Genomic DNA, 20877 nt, shown 5'->3' on the forward strand with positions numbered 1-20877 from the left:
TGGCCATGGAGCGAAGCGGAGTGGTCGCTCATGCCTTGTCTCGTCCGGCTCTTCGCGCCGAAGGCTGCGGGAAATATGGCGTGAGTGGCCATGGAGCGAAGCGGAGTGGTCGCTCATGCCTTGTCTCGTCCGGCTCTTCGCGCCGAAGGCTGCGGGAAATATGGCGTGAGTGGCCATGGAACGAAGCGGAGTGGTCGCTCATGCCTTGTCTCGTCCGGCTCTTCGCGCCGAAGGCTGCGGGAACATGGCGTAGGCGCCCGGCGCGTTGCCCCGCCCGGCGCGTTCGTAAACGTGGCGCCGGTAACTTTCAGCCTACTTAGGGCCCTCACTCGCGTGGGTAACGTTCGGTAACCGTGGATCAAGGCGCCCACCTGCGCAAATCGGGCGAAAAGCGGGCGCAGAAATCTGGCGGTAACGAAATGGGAACGCTCCCATTGCCCCATTGACACGTCGGCGTTCGCAGTCCAATCTCATGGGAGCGCTCCCGCGGCTGTGGCCGGTGCCACACCCCGCGGCCGTGGGAGACATCAAATCGCATGTCCGCCATACCGCCGGCGGGGCTTTCTCATGCCCGCCGCCGTGAGCATCACACCCCCACACACCACACCCATCACGACCTGAGAGAGGGGTCAGGATGAGCTTCACCTCGCGCCGCATGCGATCCGTCGCCGCGGCTGCGCTGACCGTCGGGCTCGCCCTCGGCGTAGGCGCCTGCAGTGCCAAGAAGGACGACGCCAACACCGGCAGCAACGACAACGGCCCGGTGACGATCTCGCTGTCCTACTTCGGCACGCCCGGGTTCACCCAGGCGGTCAAGGACTTCGAGGCCGCGAACCCGAACATCAAGGTCGACGTCAAGAACGAAGGCCAGACCAAGGACTTCGTGCCGAAGCTGGCCCAGCAGCTGTCCGCGGGCAGCGGCGCGAGCGACGTGGTCATGCTCGAAGAGGGCATGCTGCTGCAGTACCTGAAGGACAACAAGCCCTTCGTGAACCTGCTCGACCTCGGCGCCAAGTCGCTGGAGAGCGAGTACCTGCCGTTCAAGTGGAAGAACGCGTTCACCGCGGACGGCAACAAGCTCGTCGGCCTCGGCACCGACGTCGGCCCGCTGGCCATGTGCTACCGCACCGACCTGTTCCAGCAGGCCGGCCTGCCGACCGAGCGCGACAAGGTCAGCGCCCTGTGGAAGACGTGGGACGACTACGTCAAGACCGGTGAGACGTTCAAGTCCAAGAACCTCAAGGCGACCTGGATCGACTCGGCGACGTCGATCATGCAGCCCTACATCATGCAGAACAGCGACACCTGGTTCTACGACAAGAGCGACAAGTACATCGGCGACACCAACCCGACCGTGAAGAAGGCCTACGACCTGGGCATCGACATGGCGAACAAGGGCCTGACCGCGAAGCTGGCCCGCTGGCAGACGGACTGGGACGCCGCGTTCAAGAACGCCGCGTTCGCGACCGTGCCGTGCCCGCCGTGGTACACGGGTGTCATCAAGGAGCGCGCCGGCGACGCCGGCAAGAACAAGTGGGACATCGCCGCGATCCCCGGTGGCGGTGGCAACTGGGGCGGCTCGTACCTGGGCATCCCGACCCAGAGCAAGCACCAGAAGCAGGCGTTCGAGCTCATCAAGTTCCTGACCGGCAAGCAGGGCGGCATCGACGCCTTCAAGGAGGCCGGCCCGCTGCCGTCGTCGCAGTCGGCCCTGGCCGACCCGCAGATCGCCGGTGCGACGAACGACTACTTCAACAACGCGCCCGTCGGCAAGATCTACGTCGAGGCCGCGAAGACCCTCAAGCCGATCTACCTGGGCCCGAAGCACCAGGCCCTCTGGGAGAACGCGTTCGAGCCGGCCATGCAGGCCGCTGAGCAGGGCAAGCTGAGCCCGCAGGCGGGCTGGGACAAGGCCATCAAGGACAGCAAGGCGCTGGCCGAGGGCTGATCGGAACCCCGATCGACACCGGGCGGAGGTGGCGGCAACTCGCCACCTCCGCTCGCCAGCGACCGGCTACGGAAGAAGGACCTCCACACCATGACCTCCAACGTCGGGGTCGCCGGGCCCCGCCACGGGCGAAGGGATCCGGTGGGCCCGCCGCCGCGGCGCACCTCGCGCTTCGGCCGGCTGGACATCAAGTTTTCGCCGTACCTCTTCGTTGCGCCGTTCTTCCTGCTCTTCGCGATCTTCGGCGCCTACCCCCTCGTCTACACCGCGGTCCTGTCGCTGCGCAAGAACACGCTCACCGGCGGTGACCAGGGCTTCGTCGGTTTCGAGAACTACACGAAGGTGCTCACCGACGAGCACTTCTGGACCGTCATCGGCAACACGTTCGGCCTGTTCATCATCGCCACGGTGCCGCAGCTGATCCTGGCCCTGATGATCGCGAGCTGGCTGAACAAGAAGATGCGGGCCCGGACCGCGATCCGGATGGGCATCCTCATCCCCAACATCACCTCGGTCGCCGCCGTCGGCATCGTCTTCGGCCTGATCTTCGCCGACCGCTACGGCCTGGCGAACTGGCTGCTGCAGACCGTCGGCTTCGACCCGGTCGAGTGGCGCAACCACCGCTGGTCCTCCTGGACCGCGATCGCGTTCATGGTCGACTGGCGCTGGACGGGCTACAACGCGCTGATCTACCTGGCCGCGATGCAGGCCGTGCCGAAGGAGCTCTACGAGTCGGCCTCCCTCGACGGGGCCTCGGCGATGCGCCGCTTCTGGCGGATCACGGTGCCGCTCATCCAGCCGACGATCCTCTTCACGGTGATCATCTCGACCATCGGCGGCATGCAGCTGTTCACCGAGCCGCTGCTGTTCAACTACGGCCGCATCCAGGGTGGCTCGCTCAACGAGTTCCAGACGGTCGCGATGTACATCTACGAGACCACGTTCACCAACAACTTCAACGTGGGCCGGGGCTCCGCGATCTCGTGGCTGCTGTTCCTGATCATCCTGATATTCGCTCTGATCAACTTCGCGCTGGTGCGCCGATCGGTGAAGGGGCAGACGCGATGAGCACCATGACGCCGGCCCGGCCCCACCGGACCACGCAGGCCCCGCCGCCGAAGAAGCGCTCCGGCCGCGTCCGCAGTGCCTCCGCGGCGCTGTGGGACGCCAGCCCGCTGACCTACCTGGCGCTGATCATCACGATCGTGCTGTCGATCTTCCCGATCGTGTGGTCGTTCATCGTGGCCTCCCGGGACAACAGCGCGGTGACGGACATCCCGCCGCCGCTCCTGCCGGGCGGCAACTTCCTCGACAACGCCCAGCGGGTGCTCGAGAACACCGACGCCAACTTCGTCTACGGCCTGATCAACTCGGCCGTCGTCTCCGGCTGCGTCACGCTGTCGGTGGTGTTCTTCTCCACCCTGGCCGGCTTCGCGTTCGCCAAGCTCAAGTTCCGCGGCAAGAACGCGCTGCTGCTGGTCATCATCATGACGATGATGATCCCGACGCAGGTCAACATCATCCCGCTGTACCTGCTGATGGTGAAGCTCGACTGGACCAACACCCTGCCCGCCGTGATCGTGCCGTTCCTGGTCAAGGGCTTCGGGGTGTTCATGATCCGGCAGTACGCGGAGTCGGCGATCAGCGACGAGCTGATCGAGGCGGCGCGGATGGACGGTGCCTCGACCTGGCGCACCTACTGGAGCGTCGTGCTCCCGGCGCTGCGCCCGGCCGCGGCCGTCCTCGGCCTGCTCACGTTCATGGAGACGTGGAACGACTTCCTGTGGCCGTACGTGGTGCTCAACGGGGACACGCCGACCGTCCAGGTCTCGCTGAACATTCTGGCGACCGGTTACTACAAGACGGACTACGTGCAAGTCTTTACCGGGACAGCTCTGGCGATCATCCCGCTGCTCCTCGTGTTCGTGGCATTTGGTCGCCAGATCATCGGCGGCATCATGGAAGGTTCGGTCAAGGCGTAATGAGCGACATCGACCCGCTGACATTCCCACCCGGGTTCCTCTGGGGGGCGGCGACCGCGTCGTACCAGATCGAAGGGGCGGCCGCCGTTGACGGCCGCACCCCGTCGATCTGGGACACGTTCAGCCATACCCCCGGCCGGACGAAGGGCGGGGACACCGGCGACGTGGCATGCGACCACTACAACCGCTACCGCGAGGACGTCAAGCTGATGGCCGATCTGGGGCTGAGCTCCTATCGGTTCTCCATCGCCTGGCCCCGCGTGCAGCCGGGCGGCCGCGGGTCGATCAACAGCAAGGGCCTCGACTTCTACCAGCGGCTCGTGGACGAGCTGCTGGGGCACGGGATCACCCCGTGGGTCACGCTGTACCACTGGGACCTCCCGCAGGAGCTCGAGGACGCCGGCGGCTGGCCCGCCCGCGACACCGCCTACCGGTTCGCCGAGTACGCCGCGCTCGTGCACGGCGCGCTCGGCGACCGGATCCGCGACTGGACGACGCTCAACGAGCCCTGGTGCTCGGCGTTCCTGGGCTACGCGTCCGGAGTGCACGCCCCCGGCCGCAAGCACGCCCCGGACGCGCTCGCCGCGACGCACCACCTGCTGCTCGGCCACGGGCTGGCGGTGCAGGCGATCAAGGCCCAGGACCCGCAGGCCCGGGCCGGCATCACGCTGAACCTCTACGCGATCTCACCGGCCGACCCGGCCCGGGAGGACGACCTCGACGCGGTGCGCCGCATCGACGGCCTGGCCAACCGCATTTTCCTGGATCCGGTACTGCGTGGTGCCTACCCGGAGGACGTCAAGCAGGACGTGGCCGGGGTCAGCGACTTCGGCTTCGTGCAGGACGGCGACCTGGAGATCATCTCCACGCCGCTGGACCTGCTGGGCATCAACTACTACAGCCGGCACGTCGTCGGCGCACCCGACCCGGACGTCCCCGCCGAGCCCTACTGGCGGGCATCCACGTCCTGGCCGGGCAGCGAGCACGTGCGGTTCCACAAGCGGCCCGGCCACCCGGTCACGGACATGGACTGGGAGGTCGACGCGCCCGGGCTCACCGAGACCCTGGTGCGGGTCGCGCGGGAGTACCCGCCGGTCCCGCTGTACGTCACCGAGAACGGGGCGGCGTACGTCGACGTCCGCGACGAGCTCGGGGAGATCGACGACGTCGAGCGGGCCGAGTACTTCGACGCCCACTTCCGGGCCGGTCTGGCCGCGATCGAGCAGGGTGCCCCGCTCAAGGGCTACTTCGCCTGGTCGCTGCTCGACAATTTCGAGTGGGCGTGGGGGTACACCAAACGCTTCGGGCTGGTCGCGGTCGACTATGCGACCCAGACGCGCACCCTCAAGACCAGCGGGCACCGCTACCGCGAGGTCATCCGGCGCAACGGCCTGGCCGAGTAGCGTGCACCGCCCGACACTCGACGAGGTCGCGGCCCTGGCCGGTGTCGGGCGCGGCACCGTCTCCCGGGTCATCAACGGCTCGCCGCAGGTGAGCCCGGAGGCCCGTGCGGCGGTGCAGAAGGCCATCGACGAGCTCGGGTACGTTCCCAACCGGGCCGCGCGGGCGCTGGTGACCCGCCGGACCGATTCGGTGGCGCTGGTCGTCTCCGAGTCCGAGGAGCGGGTCTTCGGTGAGCCGTTCTTCGCCGGAATAGTGCGTGGCGTCAGCTCGCACCTGGCCGACACCCAGATGCAGCTGTGGCTCGCGATGGCCCAGTCGGTCGCCGAGCGCGTGCTGGTCGAGCGGCACCTCAACGACCAGCACGTCGACGGCGTCCTGCTGCTGTCACTCCACGACGACGACCCGCTGCCCGGCCTGCTGGCCGGGCGGGGGCTGCCGACCGTCCTCGGCGGGCGCACCGCGCTCATGCTGGAGACGGGCACCACCGGCGGCGAGCACAACGGGCACGCCATCTCGTTCGTCGACAACGACAACGAGGGCGGCGCCCGGCTGGCCGTCGAGCACCTGCTCAACCTGGGGCGCCGCTGCGTCGCGGCGATCGCCGGTCCGCAGGACATGGGGGTCGGCAAGGCCCGCCTGCGCGGCTACCGTGAGGCCCTGCGCCGCGCGGCCCACCCGTTCGACGACCGTCTCGTCGCATACGGCGACTTCAGCGAGGCGAGCGGCGCCGAAGCGATGTACCGCCTGCTGCATCTCAATCCGGGGCTCGACGCCGTCTTCGCCGCCTCCGACCTGATGGCCGCCGGGGCCATCCGCGCCCTGCGTGAGCAGGGCCGGGCCGTCCCCGGGGACGTCGCCGTGGTCGGCTTCGAGGACTCCGCCGTGGCCCGGCAGACCCTGCCGCCGCTCACCACCGTGCACCAGTCGGTGGAGGGCATGGGTCGCGAGATGGCCAGGCTCCTGCTGGCCCGCATCGCCGGCGGGCCGGCCCACTCGACTGTGCTGGACACGCACCTCGTGGTGCGCGAGTCGGCCTAAGACCACCCCGCAGGAGGCAACCGTGCGCTTCGGCCACTTCGACGACGAACGTCGCGAGTACGTGATCGACCGGCCCGACACCCCGCTGCCCTGGATCAACTATCTGGGGACGGAGTCGTACTTCGGCATCATCTCCAACACCGCCGGCGGCTACTCGTTCTACCGCGACGCGCGGCTGCGCCGCCTCACCCGCTACCGGTACAACAACGCGCCCTTCGACTTCGGCGGCCGCTACCTCTACCTGCGCGATGCCGCCAGCGGTGAGTTCTGGTCGCCCACCTGGCAGCCGACGCAGACCGAGCTGGACGAGTACGAATGCCGGCACGGGCTGTCCTACACCCAGATCGCCTCCGGTTACCAGGGCATCAAGGCGAAGGTGTCGTACTTCGTCCCGCTCGGCGAGACCCTGGAGGTCTGGCGGCTGCGGCTGACCAACGAGCGCGAGTCGGCGGCCGAGCTCTCGGTCTTCTCCTCGGTGGAGTTCGCGCTCTGGGACGCCCAGGACGACGCCACCAACTACCAGCGCAACTTCAACACCGGCCAGGTCGAGGTCGTCGACGGGGTCATCTACCACAAGACGGAGTACCGCGAGCGGCGCGACCACTTCGCCTACTTCGCCTGCTCCGAGCCCCTGGCCGGCTACGACACCCAGCGCGAGGCGTTCCTCGGCCCGTACCGCGCCTGGGACCGCCCGATCGCCGTCGAGCGCGGCAGCTCGTCCGACTCGGTCGCGCACGGCTGGCAGCCGCACGGCTCCCACCACGTGCGGGTCACCCTCGCGCCGGGGGAGACCCGCGAGATCGGCTTCGTGCTCGGCTACTGGGAGAACCCGAAGGACGCCAAGTTCGACCCGCCCGGCTCGCAGACCATCAACAAGCGGACGGTCCGCCCGGTGATCGAGCGCTGGCTCCGGCAGGAGACGGTCGACGCCGGCTTCGCCGCGCTGCGCGAGAACTGGGACCGGCTGCTGGGCACCCTGCAGGTGGAGACGCCGGACAGCGACACCAACCGGATGGTCAACATCTGGAACGCGTACCAGAACATGGTCACGTTCAACATGAGCCGCTCGACCTCGGGCTTCGAGACCGGCATCGGCCGCGGCATGGGCTTCCGCGACTCCAACCAGGACCTGCTGGGCTTCGTGCACATGATCCCCGAGCGGGCCCGGGAACGGATTCTCGACATCGCCGCCACCCAGCTGTCGACGGGTGGCGCGTATCACCAGTACCAGCCGCTGACCAAGCGCGGGAACAACGACATCGGCTCCGGCTTCAACGACGACCCGCTGTGGCTCATCCTCGGCGTCTCGGCGTACCTCAAGGAGAGCGGCGACCTGTCGATCCTCGACGCGGCGGTGCCCTACGACAACGAGGCCGGCAGTGAGCAGCCGCTCTACGACCACCTCCAGCGGTCGCTGCAGTACACCCTCGATCGTCTGGGTCCTCATGGTCTTCCCCTGATCGGCCGGGCCGACTGGAACGACTGCCTCAACCTCAACTGCTTCTCCGACACGCCGGGGGAGCCGTTCCAGACGACCGAGAACGCCAAGGGCGGGGTCGCCGAGTCCGTCTTCATCGCCGGGCAGTTCGTGCTCGCCGCGAAGGAGCTGGCCGGGATCGCGCTGTGCGTGGGCAAGCCGCACCAGGAGTACCTGGACGCGGCCGAGAAGATGGCCGGCACGATCGCCGAGCACGGCTGGGACGGGGCCTGGTTCCGCCGCGCCTACGACTTCTACGGCAACGTCATCGGCTCCGCATCCAACGACGAGGGTCAGATCTTCGTCGAGCCGCAGGGCATGTGCATCATGGGCGGTGTCGGCGTCGAGGACGGCCTCGCGGTGAAGGCCCTGGCCAGCGTGCGCGAGCGGCTCGCCACCCCGCACGGTGTGGTGCTGCAGCAGCCGGCCTACAGCTCCTACCGCCTCGAGCTCGGCGAGATCTCGTCCTACCCACCCGGGTACAAGGAGAACGCCGGCATCTTCTGCCACACCAACCCCTGGATCATGATCGCGGAGACGATCGTCGGCAACGGCGACGCGGCGTTCGACTACTACAAGCGCATCCTGCCCTCCGCCCGCGAGGCGATCAGCGAGGTGCACCGGTGCGAGCCGTACGTCTACGCGCAGATGATCGCCGGCAAGGACGCCCCGACCCACGGCGAGGCCAAGAACTCGTGGCTGACCGGGACGGCGGCCTACAACTTCACCGCGATCAGCCAGTGGATCCTCGGCATCCGGCCCGAGCTCACGGGGCTGCGCGTCGACCCGGTGATCCCGTCGGATTGGTCCGGGTTCACGGCGGTTCGCCAGTTCCGGGGAGCGACGTATCGGATCGTGGTCCAGCGCGGTGCGGCGCGTGCGCTGACCGTCGACGGTGCTGCATTGGCTCCCGACGCAGTCCTCCCGTTGGCCCCCGAAGGCTCGGTCGTTGAGGTGAACTTGACGGTTTCCTGAAAGATCGCTGGGGCTGCTGGGTGGCCCGGTGACGGGATGTGCGCACAATGAGGCGTGAACATCCCGTCCCCGGGCCGCCCGCGTTCCGCCGGCCGGCCCACGCTCGATGAGGTCGCCCTGCGGGCCGGCGTCGGCCGCGGCACCGTGTCGCGCGTGGTCAACGGCTCACCCCAGGTGAGCCCCGAGGCCCGCGCGGCGGTGCAGAAGGCGATCGACGAGCTGGGGTACGTGCCCAACCGCGCCGCCCGGGCCCTCGTCACCCAGCGCACCGACTCCGTCGCGCTGGTCGTCTCCGAGTCCGAGGAGCGGGTCTTCGGGGAGCCGTTCTTCGCCGGCATCGTGCGCGGGATCAGCTCCGCCCTGGCCGGCACCCAGCTGCAGCTGTGGCTGGCGATGGCCCAGTCCCCGGCCGAGCGCGAGCGGGTCGAGCACCACCTGACCAACCAGCACGTCGACGGCGTCATGCTGCTCTCCCTGCACGACGCCGACCCGCTGCCCCTGCTCCTGGAGCGCCGCGGCCTCCCGGTCGTCCTCGGCGGCCGCCCGGCCCAGATGCTCGCCGACGACGAGCAGCTCAACTTCACCGCCCAGCTGTCGCAGCTCTCCTACGTGGACGCCGACAACGAGGGCGGCGCCCGCATCGCCGTCGGCCACCTGCTCGACCGCCAGCGCCGCCGCATCGCCGCGATCGCCGGCCCGCAGGACATGGCCGCCGGCGTCTCCCGCCTCGCCGGCTACCGCGAGGCGCTGCAGCGGGCCGGGCTTCCGGTGGACGATCGGCTGATCGTCTACGGCGACTTCTCCGAGGCCAGCGGCGAGCGTGCGGTGCACGAGCTGCTGGCCGCCGACCCCTCCATCGACGCGGTCTTCGCCGCCTCCGACCTGATGGCCGTCGGCGCGCTGCGGGCCCTGCGCGCGCTGGGCCAGCGGGTGCCGCAGGACGTGGCCCTGATCGGCTTCGACGACGTGGCCATCGCCCGCCAGACCGACCCGCCGCTGACCACCGTCCACCAGCCCGTCGAGGCCATGGGCCGGGAGATGGCCCGCCTGCTGATCGCCCGCATCGGCGGCGCGGCCTCCTCGTCGGTGATGGTCGAGACCCACCTGGTCCGCCGGGAATCGGCCTGACGTTCATCTCATGCGGCCCGGGCGGCGTTTGCTTTTGCGCCGAGCCGGGAAAGCCGGACATCGGAGGAGGTGGCGATTTCGATGAGCAGTGAGTGGAAGAAGCGTAAGCGCCGCGCGGAGAGTGTGGCCGAGGACGCCTGGGACTACCTGAACTCGGCGCTGGACAGCGCCCGCTCGTTCGGCGGCACCGTCAAGGACCGCGCGGGCGACCTGGCCAGCGAGGCCTCGGACCGCTACGGCACGGCGTCGGACCGCGTAGGCTCGGCGTACGCCAAGACGTCGGACCGGGTGGGCTCGGCGTCGTCGGAGGCGTGGAAGCGGGCCAACCTGGCCCTGGACGCGCTGTCCGGCAAGCGCCAGCGCACGCCGTGGGGCTGGATCGCGGTGGCCGTCCTGGGCGGCGTGGCGGTGGGCTGGGCGGTGGCGGCCTCGGCGCCGAAAGCCATCCAGGCCGCGACCGACCGCTTCAGCGACGACCCGGACGAGCTGTCGAGCACGGCGGATGCCCCCGCCCCATACCAGCGCGTCGTCCCGAACCCCAGCGAACCGGTCATCCCCCCGACCCCGTGACCACCGGACCACTTCTGGTCCGAACAAGCGCTGACGAAGGGCCGGCCCCGTGCGGGGTGCCGGCCCTTCATGCCTTCACGTCTTCATGCCTTCGCGGCCGACTCCGTGATCGCCCGGCGCTTCACTACGCCGCCTCCGCCCCTACGCCGGCGCGGTCGCGCGGGCGCGGGCGGGCTGAGGAGCGGCTCGCGGTGCCGGCCCGGGACGGTTTTGGGCGACCGTCTTCGGCCCGGCGCTCGCGGCGTGGATTGTGCGGGGTCGCAGGTGGAGGCGAAGCCTTCCCGGCCGCGAGCGGAGCGAGCTATGTTACAGCGTATTTTCGCAGCTCGCGCCGGGCCAGGGAGGCTCGGTGGACCTCGTCGGGGCCGTCGGCCAGGCGGAGGGTTCGTGCGCTTGACCACAGGGCGGCCAGGGGGGTGTCCTGGCTTACGCCGGCGGCGCCGAAGGCCTGGATGGCCTTGTCGATGACCCATTCGGCCATCGACGGGACCGCGATCTTGATGGACTGGATCTCGGTGTGGGCGCCCTTGTTGCCGACCGTGTCCATCAGCCAGGCGGTTTTGAGGACCAGGAGGCGGGCCTGTTCGATGCGGACCCGGGACTCGGCGATCCACTCCTGGATGACGCCCTGTTCGGCCAGGGGGCGGCCGAAGGCGATCCGCTCGTTGACGCGGACGCAGAGCAGCTCCAGGGCCCGTTCGGCCATGCCGATGAGGCGCATGCAGTGGTGGATGCGGCCCGGGCCCAGGCGGGCTTGGGCGATGGCGAAGCCCTGGCCCTCGCCGGCGATGAGGGAGTCGGCGGGGACGCGGACGTTGTCGAAGATGACCTCGGCGTGTCCGCCGTGGGCGGCGTCGGAGTAGCCGAAGACGTGCATGCCGCGCTTGATGGTGATGCCGGGCGTGTCTCGCGGTACCAGAATCATGCTCTGCTGCTTGTGGCGTTCGGCTTCGGTGTCCGTCTTGCCCATGACGATGAGGACCTGGCAGTTGGGGTTCATCGCCCCGGACGACCACCATTTGCGGCCGTTGATGACGTAGCTGTCGCCGTCGCGCTCGATGCGGGTCGCGATGTTGGTGGCGTCGGACGAGGCGACGTCCGGCTCGGTCATGCAGAACGCGGAGCGGATCTGGCCCTCGAGGAGCGGCTTGAGCCAGCGGTCCTGCTGCTCGGGCGAGCCGAACTGGGCCAGGACCTCCATGTTGCCGGTGTCGGGGGCGGCGCAGTTGAGGGCCTCGGGAGCCAGGTTGGGGCTGCGGCCGGTGATCTCGGCGAGCGGGGCGTACTGCAGGTTGGTGAGGCCGGCGCCATGGCCGGCGTCGGGAAGGAAGAGGTTCCAGAGGCCGCGTTCCCGGGCCGAGCGTTTGAGGTCCTCGATGACGGGCGGGCGCGCCCACGGGTTCGCGGCCGCGCTCAGCTGCTGCTCCAGGACGGGCTCGGCGGGGTACACCTCCTCGTCCATGAAGTCGGTGAGCTTCTCGTGCAGTTCGGCCGTGCGCTGGTCGAATCCGAAGTCCATCAGCTCTCTCCGTTGATCGCTGCGATGCCCTCGTCGAGCAGGGGCGGGACGAGCGCCCCGATCTCGTCGAAGCCCTTGCCGACGGTCTGGCCGTGCGTGTAGCGGTAGTGGATCCCTTCGAGCACGACGGCCAGCTTGTAGCAGGCCAGGCCGACGTACCAGTGCAGGTCGTCGCTGAGCGGGGCGCTGCGCGCGTAGCGGGCGAGCAGCTCGTCGCCGCTCGGGAAGCCCGCGGCCGCGCCCAGCCCGTCGGCGATCGGGTTGCGGCCGGTCTTGATGCGGTCCAGGACGTTCCAGTAGGCCAGCAGCAGCCCCAGGTCGGTCTGCGGGTCGCCGATCGTGGCCATCTCCCAGTCCAGGACCGCGGCGACGCGCAGGGTGACGGGGTCGATGATCAGGTTGTCGAGGCGGTAGTCGCCGTGCACGATCGCCGGCCGCGGGCTGGCCGGGATCGACGCGGCGAGCCGTTCGCGCAGGGCGTCGGCGGCGGGCAGGTCGCGGCTGCGGGAGCCGTCCAGCTGCTTGCTCCAGCGGCGCACCTGCCGCTCCAGGAACCCCTCGGGCCGGCCGAACTCGGCCAGGCCCACCTCCGCCGGCTCGACCAGGTGCAGCTCGGCCAGGGTGTCCATCATGGCGAAGGCGACTGTGCGGCGGCCGTCGTCACCGAGCGGATCGGTCTGCTCCCGGTGGCGCAGCACCGTGCCGGGCACGCGGGACATGAGATAGAACGGCGCACCGAGCACCGCGTCGTCCGCACAGAGCAGCAGCGCATCCGGTACCCCCACAGCTGTCGCTCCTAATGCGGAGATGACGCGGAACTCGCGGCCCATGTCGTGCGCGGTCGCCAGGACGTGGCCCAGGGGCGGCCGGCGCAGCACGAAGACCTCGTTGAGGATGTACGTGAGGTTGGAGCGGCCGCCGGTCACGAGCTCGGCGGTGAGGGGCGCGCCGACCAGGCCGGGGGCCTTCTCGTCCAGGTAGGACTGCAGGCGGGGCAGGTCGAGACCGGGCGGGGTGGTCATCCGATCAGTCCATGGTTGAGACACGTTCTCTGTCAAGGTTCCCGGTGCGTTTTGTGGCTTTTTGGGCGGTCCGTGACCCCGGTCAATGTTCCGCCGCCGACACCGCTGCGAAACGGCGCGGAAACTCGGGGTAGGCAACCTGTTGGCAGTACCGGAGAGCAAGGCGTACACCAACGGCGGCGTGCACCTCAGCCAAGGACGAACGGGAGGTCGACTCAGATGCTGCTACGGCTCAGAGTTGCGCTGCCCGACCGTCCCGGCTCACTCGGGCAGGTTGCCCGGACGCTGGGTGTGGTCGGCGCGGATATTGTTTCGGTCGTTGTACTGGAACGGGTCGGCGGCCGTGCGGTGGACGACTTCACCGTGGTATGGCCGGCTTCGGGCCCGGTCGACCGCGTGCTCACCGGCCTCGCCGCGATCCCAGGCGTGCGCGTGGACGGTGTGTGGCGCGGCACCGAGCTCTCGGAGCCGAGCAGCGGCCGCGAGGTCGCGCTGATCGGACAGGTGGCGGCGAACCCCGACCACGGCCTGGCAACGGTCGTGGACGCGGCACCGGCACTGTTCGGCGCGGACTGGGCGGTCGCGATCCGGGTCGGATCGGACTGGGCGGGCGGCGGCGCGCGCGCTCAGGCATGGTCGGACTCCTCGGTGGTCAGCGCGAGCTGGCGCGCTCCGGATGTCCCCCCACAGGTGGACATCGCACCACTCCGGCCCCGTGCGTTGAGTGCAGCTGACGGCGTACATCTCGCTGTCGCGCCTTTCCAGCGCGGAGGCCTGGTCCTTGTTGTCGGACGCGGCGGGGCGGACGGCGACGCGGGAGCACCACCGTTCCACGGTTCTGAAGTGGAGCGGCTGGCGCAGCTGGTCGGTGCAACCGCATCTGTGTTGGGGGAACGGCTGGTGGGGCCCGGTTTGGCGGAACTGGGCCCCGCCGGCACAAAATCCACCTGGCCCGCGTGATGGGCCTCTGGCGCATCCGGGCCACGGTCGACGACCGCCCGGGCTTCCTCTCCGTGCTCACCGCCTCGCTGGCCCTGCGGAAGGTCAACATCCTCTCCGTGCAGGTCCACACCACCGAGTCCGGCGCCGTCGACGAGTTCCTCATCGACGCGCCCGACGCCCTGTCACACGGCGACCTGGCCGACGCCGTCACGCGCGGGCGCGGGCGCGACGCCTGGATCGCCCCAGCCGACGTGCGCGGCCTGATCGACGAACCCACCCGGGTCCTCGCGCTGGCCACCAAGGTGCTGGACGGCAGCGCCTCGCTGGAGCAGGCGCTTGATGCGCTCCTCGGGGAGTGCGACATCTCCTGGCGCTCCACCGGCGCGGCCGGCTTCACGGCCACCGGCATGCAACTGGCCGACCCGGCCGGCGGCATGCTGTACATCCGCCGGCCGGCGCCATCCTTCACCCCGGCCGAGTACGCCCGGGCGCAGGCCCTGGTCGAGCTGGCCCGGGTCGCCTCGAGGCACACCGCCGCCTAGCTCCGGCGGGCATCACGCGGCGTCGAGGGCCGCGGTGATCTTGTTCTTCATCGCGGCGATGGCCGGGGTGGGCTGCGTGTCGCCCGTGGCGGACTCGAGGGCCGTGGTCACCGTGTCGCGGAAGTTGGCGGCCTCGGCCGGGGCGTGGGTCTGCAGCAGGGTGACGGTCGCGGTCAGGGCGGGCAGGACGCGGTCGGCGATCTCCGCGACCGAGCGGCCGTTGAGGTCCTTGTGGCCGGCCGGCTTGGCCAGGACGTGGCCGACCAGGCCGGTCGCGGTGCCCAGGGCGATGCTGCCCCGCGTGGCGATCCTGTGCGGGGAGCCGCCCGCGGCGCCGGCGGCCGACAGGAGGGTGACGGCGCCGTAGGCGGCGATGCGCATCGTGGTCCGGTCCTGGGCGGTGAGGGTGATCGTCATGGCGGGCGCTCCTTCGTAGCGGTGCTCGTTGTGTGCCACCACCATGCGGGCGCGACTGACACGGGCCGGTCAGTGCCCTGACACGAACCCTGACACCGGCGTGCTGTTCGTCGTGCGCGTCTACATGTAGTCTGTCGACATGTTGGTCGGGTACATGTCGGGGGGCAACGTATGAGCGCGCTGGACTTCGCGCGGACGCAGTTCGGGCTCACCGCCTCGCTGCACTTCACGTTCGTCATGGTCACGCTCGGCCTGGTCGTGCTCGTCGCCGTCATGCAGACGCGGTTCGTGGTGACGGGGCGGGACGTGTACGGGCGGATGGCCCGGTTCTGGGGGCAGCTGTACGCGATCAACTACGCCGTCGGGATCGCGACCGGGCTCGTCATGGAGTTCGAGATCGGGCTCAACTGGGGCGGACTGTCGAAGCTCACCGGGGACGTCTTCGGTGCGCCGCTCGCGCTGGAGACGCTCATCGCGTTCGTGCTCGAATCGACGCTGCTCGGCATGTGGATCTTCGGCTGGGGGCGGCTCGGGAAGCGGCTGCACCTGGCACTCATCTGGGGCGTCGCCGCGACCGCGCTGCTGTCGGCGTTCTGGGTGATGGTGAGCAACGCGTTCCTGCAGCACCCGGTCGGGTACACCCTCGATCAGGACGGTACCGCCCGGCTCGCGTCCTTCTCGGCCCTGCTCACCAACAGCGCGCTGTGGTTCGCCCTGGTCCACGCGGTCGCGGCCACCATGGTCGCCGGGGGAGTGCTCGTCGCCGGCGTCGCGGCCTGGCGAATCCGGCGAAGAGCCGAGGACCACGAGCTGTTCCGGCTCTCGCTGCGGCTCGGCATCCGGGTCGCGCTGATCGGGACGTTCTTCACCATCGGCTTCGGCTACGCGCAGTTCGGCTGGATCGGTGCCAGCCAGCCGATGAAGATGGCCGGCGGTGCCAAAGCCGTCGAGCGGCAGGCCGAGATGGTGCACCGGTTCGGGCCCGGCGACTACATCGTCAGCGACAACGTCGGCGTCGCGCTCGGGCTCATGATCCAGGTGGCCAACCTGCTGTTCCTGATCCTGCTCATCGCCCAGGTGCTCACCTACAAGGACGCGCTCATCCGCAAGCGCTGGGCCCGGCCGCTGTCGTGGCTGCTCACCGCCCTCATCCCGGTCCCGGTGCTGACGGCGCTGGCCGGCTGGTTCGTGCGGGAGGAGGGGCGGCAGCCCTGGGCCGTCTACGGCCTGCTGCGCACCGCCGACGCCGTGTCGCCGATGAGCGCGGAGGCGCTGCGCTGGTCCACGCTGCTGTTCTCGGCGCTGGTGATCGGCCTGGTGCTCGTCGACTGGTGGCTGCTGGCCCGGGCCGCGGCCGCGAAACCCGGCGGGGAGTTCGGCCAGGAGGACGGCGACGTGCGTATGGACCGGCAGGAGGTCAGGGTATGAGCACCCTCTGGTACGGCATCCTCGGCGCGCTGTTCGTCGCCTACTTCGTCCTGGGCGGGCTCGACCAGGGCGTGGCGATGCTGCTGCCGACGATGCGCGGCGACGACGCGCGGCGCGGCGCCCTCAACGCGATCGGGCCGATGTTCCTCGGCAACGAGGTCTGGGTCGTCGGCGCGGTCGGCGTGCTCATCGCCGCGTTCCCGCGGCTGGAGGCCGAGCTGTTCCACGCCGCGTACCCGGCCGTCATCGCCGCCGTCCTCGGGCTGGCCGCGCTCAACGCTGGGGTCCAGCTGCGCAGCCGCGGCCGGCGCCGGGGCGGGTTCGACGCCCTCATCGCCGCCGCCGGGCTCACCCTCGCCGGCGCCTGGGGGCTCATCTTCGGCGTCATCCTGCACGGCCCGGGCGCGTTCACGGCCCCCGAGGTCTGGCTCACCGCCCTCGCCAACGTGCTGCTCGTCGTCGCGCACGGAGCGGCCTTCCTGCGGCTCGCGCTGCTGCGGGTCCTCGGCCCGGTCGCGGCCGGCGGCGTGGTGCTGGCCCTCGGCGGGTGGTACCTCGCGGCGCCGGCCCACATCCGCAACCCGATGCTCGCCACCGCCCTCGCCCTCGCCTGCGCGGGCGCGGTGCTGGCGGCCACCTTCCTCAACCGGAAGTTCACCGCTGTGGCGTGCGCCCTACCGGTCGTCGCGGTCGCGTCGGCCCTGTTCCCGGGCGTGCTAGCGTCCACGCTGGACCCGGGCGCGACGGTGACCGTCGACGGGGCGGCCGCCGGCGATGCGACGCTGCGGCTGCTCGCACTCGGCGCGGCCCCGCTGCTCCCGGTGCTCGTCGCCGTCCAGGCCGCCGGCTGGTGGCTCTTCCGGCGCCGGACGTCTCTGTACTGGTAGGGCGGCGCGACACGTGGACAGAAGACTCCTGCGGATCGGCCCGGTCCGGCGCTACGCGATGGTGCTGGCCGGATCGGCGCTGGTGGCCGCGGTGCTGGTCGTGGTGCAGGCGGTCGGCCTGGCCACCGTCCTGGCCGCGGCGGTGGACGGAAGATTCGATCGGCTCGCTTCAGTGGTGACGGCGGCGGCGGTACTGCTGCGCGGTCTCCATCAAGGAGCACTCACCGCCATCGCGGGCCGGGCGGCCGCCGGGGTCAAGGCGCACCTGCGCGAGCAGCTGCTGGACGCGGCCGTGCGGCGAGGGCCGGCCTGGCTCGCCGGGCAGCGCGCGGGGGAGCTGGCCACCCTGGCCGGGCGCGGGGTCGACGGCCTCGACGGATACCTCACCGGCTATCTGCCGCAGGTGTTCCTGTCGGCGTTCGTCCCCCTGGCCACGCTCGGCTGGCTCGCGTTCACCGACTTCGCCTCGGCCGTCGTCGTCGCGCTCACCCTGCCGCTCATCCCGATCTTCGGCATCCTGGTCGGCAAGTCCACCGGGGCCCGCACGCAGCGCCAGTGGCACGAGCTGAGCCGGCTCGGCGGCCACTTCCTCGACACCGTGCGCGGGCTGGCGACGCTGCGCGCGTTCGGGCGCGAGGGCGCATACGTGCGGCGGGTACGGGAGCACGCGGAGGCGTACCGGGGCGCGACGATGCGGACGCTGCGCCTGGCGTTCCTGTCGGCGCTGGTGCTGGAGCTGGTCGCGACGGTCTCGGTCGCGCTCGTCGCCGTGCCCGTGGGCCTGCGCCTGCTCGACGGCCGGCTCACCCTCGGGGTCGCGCTCGCGGTGCTGCTCCTGGCCCCCGAGGCCTACCTGCCGCTGCGGGCGCTGGGCACGAAGTTCCACGCCAGCCAGGAAGGGCTGGCGGCGTCGGCCGAGATTCAGGCCGTACTGGAAAACGCTCCAACCGTCACGGCCGAGCCCCGGCTGCCGTCACCGGACGCGGCCATCGTCTTCGACCGGGTCGAGGTCCGCTACGGCGACGTCGTCGCGCTGCGCGACGCCACGCTCGAGATCGAGCCCGGCGACCGGGTCGCGCTGACCGGCCCCAGCGGCGGCGGCAAGTCCACCGTCCTGTCCCTGGTCCTCGGCTTCACGACGCCCACGGCCGGGCGCGTCCTCGTCGGCGGCGTCGACCTGAGCCACCTCGACCTGGCCGCGTGGCGGGCCCGGCTGGCCTGGCTGCCGCAGCGGCCGCACCTGTTCGCCGGCACCGTCGCCGACAACATCCGCCTCGGCGCGCCCGAGCGTTCCCTCGACGACGTCGTCGCGGCCGCGCGGGCGGCGGAGGCCGACGGGTTCGTGCGCGCGCTCCCGGGCGGGTACGACACGGATCTCGCCCTCCACGGCCTGTCCAGCGGGCAGCGGCAGCGGCTGGCGATGGCCCGGGCGTGGCTGCGCGCGGACGCGTCCGTGCTGCTGTTCGACGAGCCGACCGCGCGCCTGGACCCGGCCAGCGAGGCGGCCGTCGTCGCGTCGGCGGCCCGGCTGGCGGCCGGGCGCACCGCGCTGCTCGTCGCCCACCGCCCCGCGCTGCTGTCGATCGCGACCCGCACCGTGACCGTCGACGGCCGCCTCACCGAGGCCCGCCACCCGGTGGTGGCCGCGTGAGGCTGGATTGCTCCGTCGTCCTGCGGGTGGTGGCCGCGTGAGGCTGGACTGCTCCGTCGTGCTGCGGCTGGTGTTCGCGGGCCTGCTGGGCGTGCTCACCGAGGCCGCCGGGGTCGGGCTCGTCGGCACCGCCACCTGGATGATCGTGCGCGCGGCCGACCAGCCGCCCCTCGCCGCCCTCGCCGTCGCGATCGCCTCGGTCCGGCTGTTCGCACTGCTCAAGGGCGGGATTCGGTACTCCGAGCGGCTGGCCGGACACGACGTCGTCCTCCGCGTCCTCGCGTCGCTGCGCACGCGCACCTTCGCCGCCCTGGTCGACCGCCGCGGCGTCGTGCACGGCGACGCCCTGAGCCGGGTGGTGTCCGATGTGGACGCCGTCCAGGACCTCCTGCTCCGCGCGGTACTGCCGGCCGCCGTGGCCGCGCTCGTCGGCACCCTCGCCGTCGCCGGTCTCCTGCTCGTCTCCGTCCCCGCCGCCCTCGTCCTGCTGGCCGCGCTCCTCATAGCCGGCCTGGTCCTGCCCCTGCTCGGCCGCCTCCTCACCCGCCACAGCGCCGAACTCGCCACCGCGCGGGCGCGGGTCGTCGAGTCCACTGTGGACATCGCGCACGGCGCGGCCGAGCTGCTCGCGTTCGGAGCCATGCCCTCGTTCTTGGCCGACGCGTCCGCGCGCGGCCGGCGGCTGGCCCGGCTGGAGTCCCGCGCGGCGTCGGCCGGAGCCGTCGTGTCAGGAGCGGCGGCATTGGTACCGTCCGGAAGCGCCCTGGCCATCGCGCTCCTCGTCGCCGGGCCCTCAGCGCCGGTGCTCGCGCTCGTCGCGCTGACCGTGGGCGAGGTCGTCGTGCCGCTCGCCGCCGCGGCCGCGCGCCAGAGCGACGTCGGGAGCGCGGTGCGACGCGTGCGTGAGCTCGTCGACGACGCGGCCGGGTCCGACGCGGTTGCGTCGCGTCCGCGCGGTGGCGTGGTGCGGCGCGTGCGTCCGCGCGGTGGCGTGGGGCGCGGGCGCGTCGACTCGGCGGCCGGGGCGGAGGCGGCGGAGCGGCGGGCGTGGGTGGGGCCGGTCTCGTTGCGGCTGCGGGGCGTGACGGTGCGCTATCCGCATGGTGGCCGTGATGCGCTGACCGATGTTGACCTCACGCTGCCGGCCGGGCGGCGGGTGGCGGTGGTCGGGGCCAGCGGGGCTGGGAAGTCGACGTTGCTGTCCGTGCTCGCCGGAGGGCTCGGGGTGGTTGACGGGCGGGTCGAGGGGCGGCCCGAGGGTGCTGAGCCGTGGCAGGTGGCCGGGGGTGTGTTCGCCGACGCGTACGTGTTCCACGCGACCGTGCGGGAGAACCTGCTGCTGGACCGGGGCGGCTTCGCCGATGCCGACCTGCGGGGTGCGCTGGCCGCGGCCGGGCTGGGGGAGTACGGCGAACGGCTCGACGAGCTCGTCGGCGAGGACGGTGGGCGGCTCTCGGGCGGGCAGCGTCAGCGGCTCCTGCTCGCCCGGGCCCTCCTCGACCCGCCGCCGGTCCTGCTGCTCGATGAGCCGACCGAGGGCCTCGACCCGGCTGCCGCCGACGCGGTCCTGGCCACCGCGCTGCAAGCCGCCGGTGACCGGACCGTGGTCGTCGTCACCCACCGCCGTGCCGACCTGGCCAGCTTCGACGATGTCGTGACGGTCGACGACGGGCGGGTGAGCATCGTCTCGGGCGGTTCGGGGCTCGTGTCGGCCCCGTGACCGTGGCCGTCGTCGTCACGCACCGCTGTGCCGACCTGGATGGCTTCCGCGACGTCGTGGCGGTCGGCGGCGGGTCCCGTGACCGTGGTCTCGTCGTGACGCACCGCGTCGGCCTGGACGGGTTCCGCGACGGTGTGGCGGTCGGCGGCGGGCGGGTGACGATCGTCCCGGGGATATCGGGGCTTCTGGCCTTGACGTGAACGCTGTGGGATTCTGGGTGACGTGGG

General features: G+C 71.0%; 18 protein-coding genes. 15 read left to right on the forward strand and 3 right to left on the reverse strand.

Features of this window, described 5'->3' with window-relative positions; translation table 11 throughout:
* The first annotated feature begins 634 nt into the window (after window positions 1-634).
* The 8 genes from ACIA8L_RS14160 (at window position 635) to ACIA8L_RS14195 (ending at window position 10522) form a co-directional block, all read left to right on the forward strand.
* Window positions 635-1948, forward strand: a complete 1314-nt coding sequence (locus tag ACIA8L_RS14160) for an extracellular solute-binding protein (RefSeq protein WP_395904263.1) — start codon at window positions 635-637, stop codon at window positions 1946-1948.
* A 90-nt stretch (window positions 1949-2038) separates the two neighbouring features.
* Window positions 2039-3016, forward strand: a complete 978-nt coding sequence (locus tag ACIA8L_RS14165; protein ID WP_395904265.1) for a carbohydrate ABC transporter permease — start codon at window positions 2039-2041, stop codon at window positions 3014-3016.
* Window positions 3013-3930: a carbohydrate ABC transporter permease gene (locus tag ACIA8L_RS14170; protein WP_395904267.1), complete on the forward strand. Its 918-nt coding sequence runs from the start codon at window positions 3013-3015 to the stop codon at window positions 3928-3930. The genes ACIA8L_RS14165 and ACIA8L_RS14170 overlap by 4 nt, the downstream gene beginning before the upstream one ends.
* A complete protein-coding gene (locus ACIA8L_RS14175; RefSeq protein ID WP_395904268.1) occupies window positions 3930-5333 on the forward strand; it encodes a GH1 family beta-glucosidase in 1404 nt (467 codons plus the stop codon). Before ACIA8L_RS14170 ends, ACIA8L_RS14175 begins: the two co-directional genes overlap by 1 nt.
* Before the next feature lies 1 nt (window position 5334).
* Window positions 5335-6372 carry a LacI family DNA-binding transcriptional regulator gene (locus tag ACIA8L_RS14180; protein WP_395904270.1) on the forward strand — a complete coding sequence of 346 codons (1038 nt, stop codon included), beginning with the start codon at window positions 5335-5337 and terminating at the stop codon, window positions 6370-6372.
* Window positions 6373-6394: 22 nt separating this feature from the next.
* Window positions 6395-8824: a GH36-type glycosyl hydrolase domain-containing protein gene (locus ACIA8L_RS14185; protein WP_395904272.1), complete on the forward strand. Its 2430-nt coding sequence runs from the start codon at window positions 6395-6397 to the stop codon at window positions 8822-8824.
* A 60-nt stretch (window positions 8825-8884) separates the two neighbouring features.
* Complete coding sequence (locus ACIA8L_RS14190; RefSeq protein ID WP_395906257.1) at window positions 8885-9952, forward strand: LacI family DNA-binding transcriptional regulator; 1068 nt, start codon at window positions 8885-8887, stop codon at window positions 9950-9952.
* Window positions 9953-10033: 81 nt separating this feature from the next.
* Complete coding sequence (locus ACIA8L_RS14195; protein WP_395904273.1) at window positions 10034-10522, forward strand: hypothetical protein; 489 nt, start codon at window positions 10034-10036, stop codon at window positions 10520-10522.
* A gap of 301 nt (window positions 10523-10823) precedes the next feature.
* Here ACIA8L_RS14195 and ACIA8L_RS14200 read toward each other — a convergent pair whose 3' ends face one another.
* Window positions 10824-12041 (reverse strand): acyl-CoA dehydrogenase family protein, encoded by a 1218-nt coding sequence (locus ACIA8L_RS14200; RefSeq protein WP_395904274.1) that lies wholly within the window; start codon window positions 12039-12041, stop codon window positions 10824-10826.
* Window positions 12041-13063, reverse strand: coding sequence for a phosphotransferase family protein (locus tag ACIA8L_RS14205; protein ID WP_395904276.1), 1023 nt, complete (start codon window positions 13061-13063; stop codon window positions 12041-12043). The genes ACIA8L_RS14200 and ACIA8L_RS14205 overlap by 1 nt, the downstream gene beginning before the upstream one ends.
* 219 nt (window positions 13064-13282) lie before the next feature.
* On the opposite strand from ACIA8L_RS14205, the gene ACIA8L_RS14210 reads away from it, so the two are divergent.
* Complete coding sequence (locus tag ACIA8L_RS14210) at window positions 13283-14023, forward strand: amino acid-binding protein (protein ID WP_395904278.1); 741 nt, start codon at window positions 13283-13285, stop codon at window positions 14021-14023.
* Complete coding sequence (locus ACIA8L_RS14215; RefSeq protein ID WP_395904280.1) at window positions 14020-14547, forward strand: hypothetical protein; 528 nt, start codon at window positions 14020-14022, stop codon at window positions 14545-14547. The genes ACIA8L_RS14210 and ACIA8L_RS14215 overlap by 4 nt, the downstream gene beginning before the upstream one ends.
* A 12-nt stretch (window positions 14548-14559) precedes the next feature.
* Here ACIA8L_RS14215 and ACIA8L_RS14220 read toward each other — a convergent pair whose 3' ends face one another.
* Complete coding sequence (locus ACIA8L_RS14220; RefSeq protein ID WP_395904282.1) at window positions 14560-14964, reverse strand: hypothetical protein; 405 nt, start codon at window positions 14962-14964, stop codon at window positions 14560-14562.
* A gap of 171 nt (window positions 14965-15135) precedes the next feature.
* Here ACIA8L_RS14220 and ACIA8L_RS14225 point away from each other — a divergent pair, with 171 nt between their 5' ends.
* Genes ACIA8L_RS14225 through ACIA8L_RS14245 form a run of 5 tightly spaced genes read left to right on the forward strand, consistent with a single transcriptional unit; the run spans window position 15136 to window position 20850 of the window.
* Window positions 15136-16392, forward strand: a complete 1257-nt coding sequence (locus tag ACIA8L_RS14225) for a cytochrome ubiquinol oxidase subunit I (RefSeq protein ID WP_395904283.1) — start codon at window positions 15136-15138, stop codon at window positions 16390-16392.
* A complete protein-coding gene (locus ACIA8L_RS14230) occupies window positions 16389-17279 on the forward strand; it encodes a cytochrome d ubiquinol oxidase subunit II (protein WP_395904285.1) in 891 nt (296 codons plus the stop codon). Before ACIA8L_RS14225 ends, ACIA8L_RS14230 begins: the two co-directional genes overlap by 4 nt.
* 58 nt (window positions 17280-17337) lie before the next feature.
* Window positions 17338-18930, forward strand: coding sequence for a thiol reductant ABC exporter subunit CydD (gene cydD / locus ACIA8L_RS14235; protein ID WP_395906259.1), 1593 nt, complete (start codon window positions 17338-17340; stop codon window positions 18928-18930).
* 37 nt (window positions 18931-18967) lie between these two features.
* Window positions 18968-20650, forward strand: coding sequence for a thiol reductant ABC exporter subunit CydC (gene cydC / locus ACIA8L_RS14240; RefSeq protein WP_395904287.1), 1683 nt, complete (start codon window positions 18968-18970; stop codon window positions 20648-20650).
* The gene (locus tag ACIA8L_RS14245) at window positions 20647-20850 is read left to right on the forward strand and encodes a hypothetical protein (RefSeq protein WP_395904289.1); all 204 of its coding nucleotides are present in this window, start codon (window positions 20647-20649) and stop codon (window positions 20848-20850) included. Before cydC ends, ACIA8L_RS14245 begins: the two co-directional genes overlap by 4 nt.
* The last annotated feature ends 27 nt before the right edge of the window (window positions 20851-20877 follow it).

It is taken from the genome of Dactylosporangium sp. NPDC051541, assembly GCF_044454505.1.
Lineage (GTDB): Bacteria > Actinomycetota > Actinomycetes > Mycobacteriales > Micromonosporaceae > Dactylosporangium.

Bases quoted from the DNA above. Each gene is read 5' to 3' on its own strand.
- ACIA8L_RS14200 (WP_395904274.1), bottom strand. From the start codon at position 12,041: ATGGACTTCGGATTCGACCAGCGCACGGCCGAACTGCACGAGAAGCTC.
- ACIA8L_RS14205 (WP_395904276.1), bottom strand. From the start codon at position 13,063: ATGACCACCCCGCCCGGTCTCGACCTGCCCCGCCTGCAGTCCTACCTG.
- ACIA8L_RS14220 (WP_395904282.1), bottom strand. From the start codon at position 14,964: ATGACGATCACCCTCACCGCCCAGGACCGGACCACGATGCGCATCGCC.
- ACIA8L_RS14165 (WP_395904265.1), top strand. From the start codon at position 2,039: ATGACCTCCAACGTCGGGGTCGCCGGGCCCCGCCACGGGCGAAGGGAT.
- ACIA8L_RS14195 (WP_395904273.1), top strand. From the start codon at position 10,034: ATGAGCAGTGAGTGGAAGAAGCGTAAGCGCCGCGCGGAGAGTGTGGCC.
- ACIA8L_RS14160 (WP_395904263.1), top strand. From the start codon at position 635: ATGAGCTTCACCTCGCGCCGCATGCGATCCGTCGCCGCGGCTGCGCTG.
- ACIA8L_RS14210 (WP_395904278.1), top strand. From the start codon at position 13,283: ATGCTGCTACGGCTCAGAGTTGCGCTGCCCGACCGTCCCGGCTCACTC.
- cydD (WP_395906259.1), top strand. From the start codon at position 17,338: ATGGTGCTGGCCGGATCGGCGCTGGTGGCCGCGGTGCTGGTCGTGGTG.
- ACIA8L_RS14170 (WP_395904267.1), top strand. From the start codon at position 3,013: ATGAGCACCATGACGCCGGCCCGGCCCCACCGGACCACGCAGGCCCCG.
- ACIA8L_RS14230 (WP_395904285.1), top strand. From the start codon at position 16,389: ATGAGCACCCTCTGGTACGGCATCCTCGGCGCGCTGTTCGTCGCCTAC.
- ACIA8L_RS14225 (WP_395904283.1), top strand. From the start codon at position 15,136: ATGAGCGCGCTGGACTTCGCGCGGACGCAGTTCGGGCTCACCGCCTCG.
- ACIA8L_RS14175 (WP_395904268.1), top strand. From the start codon at position 3,930: ATGAGCGACATCGACCCGCTGACATTCCCACCCGGGTTCCTCTGGGGG.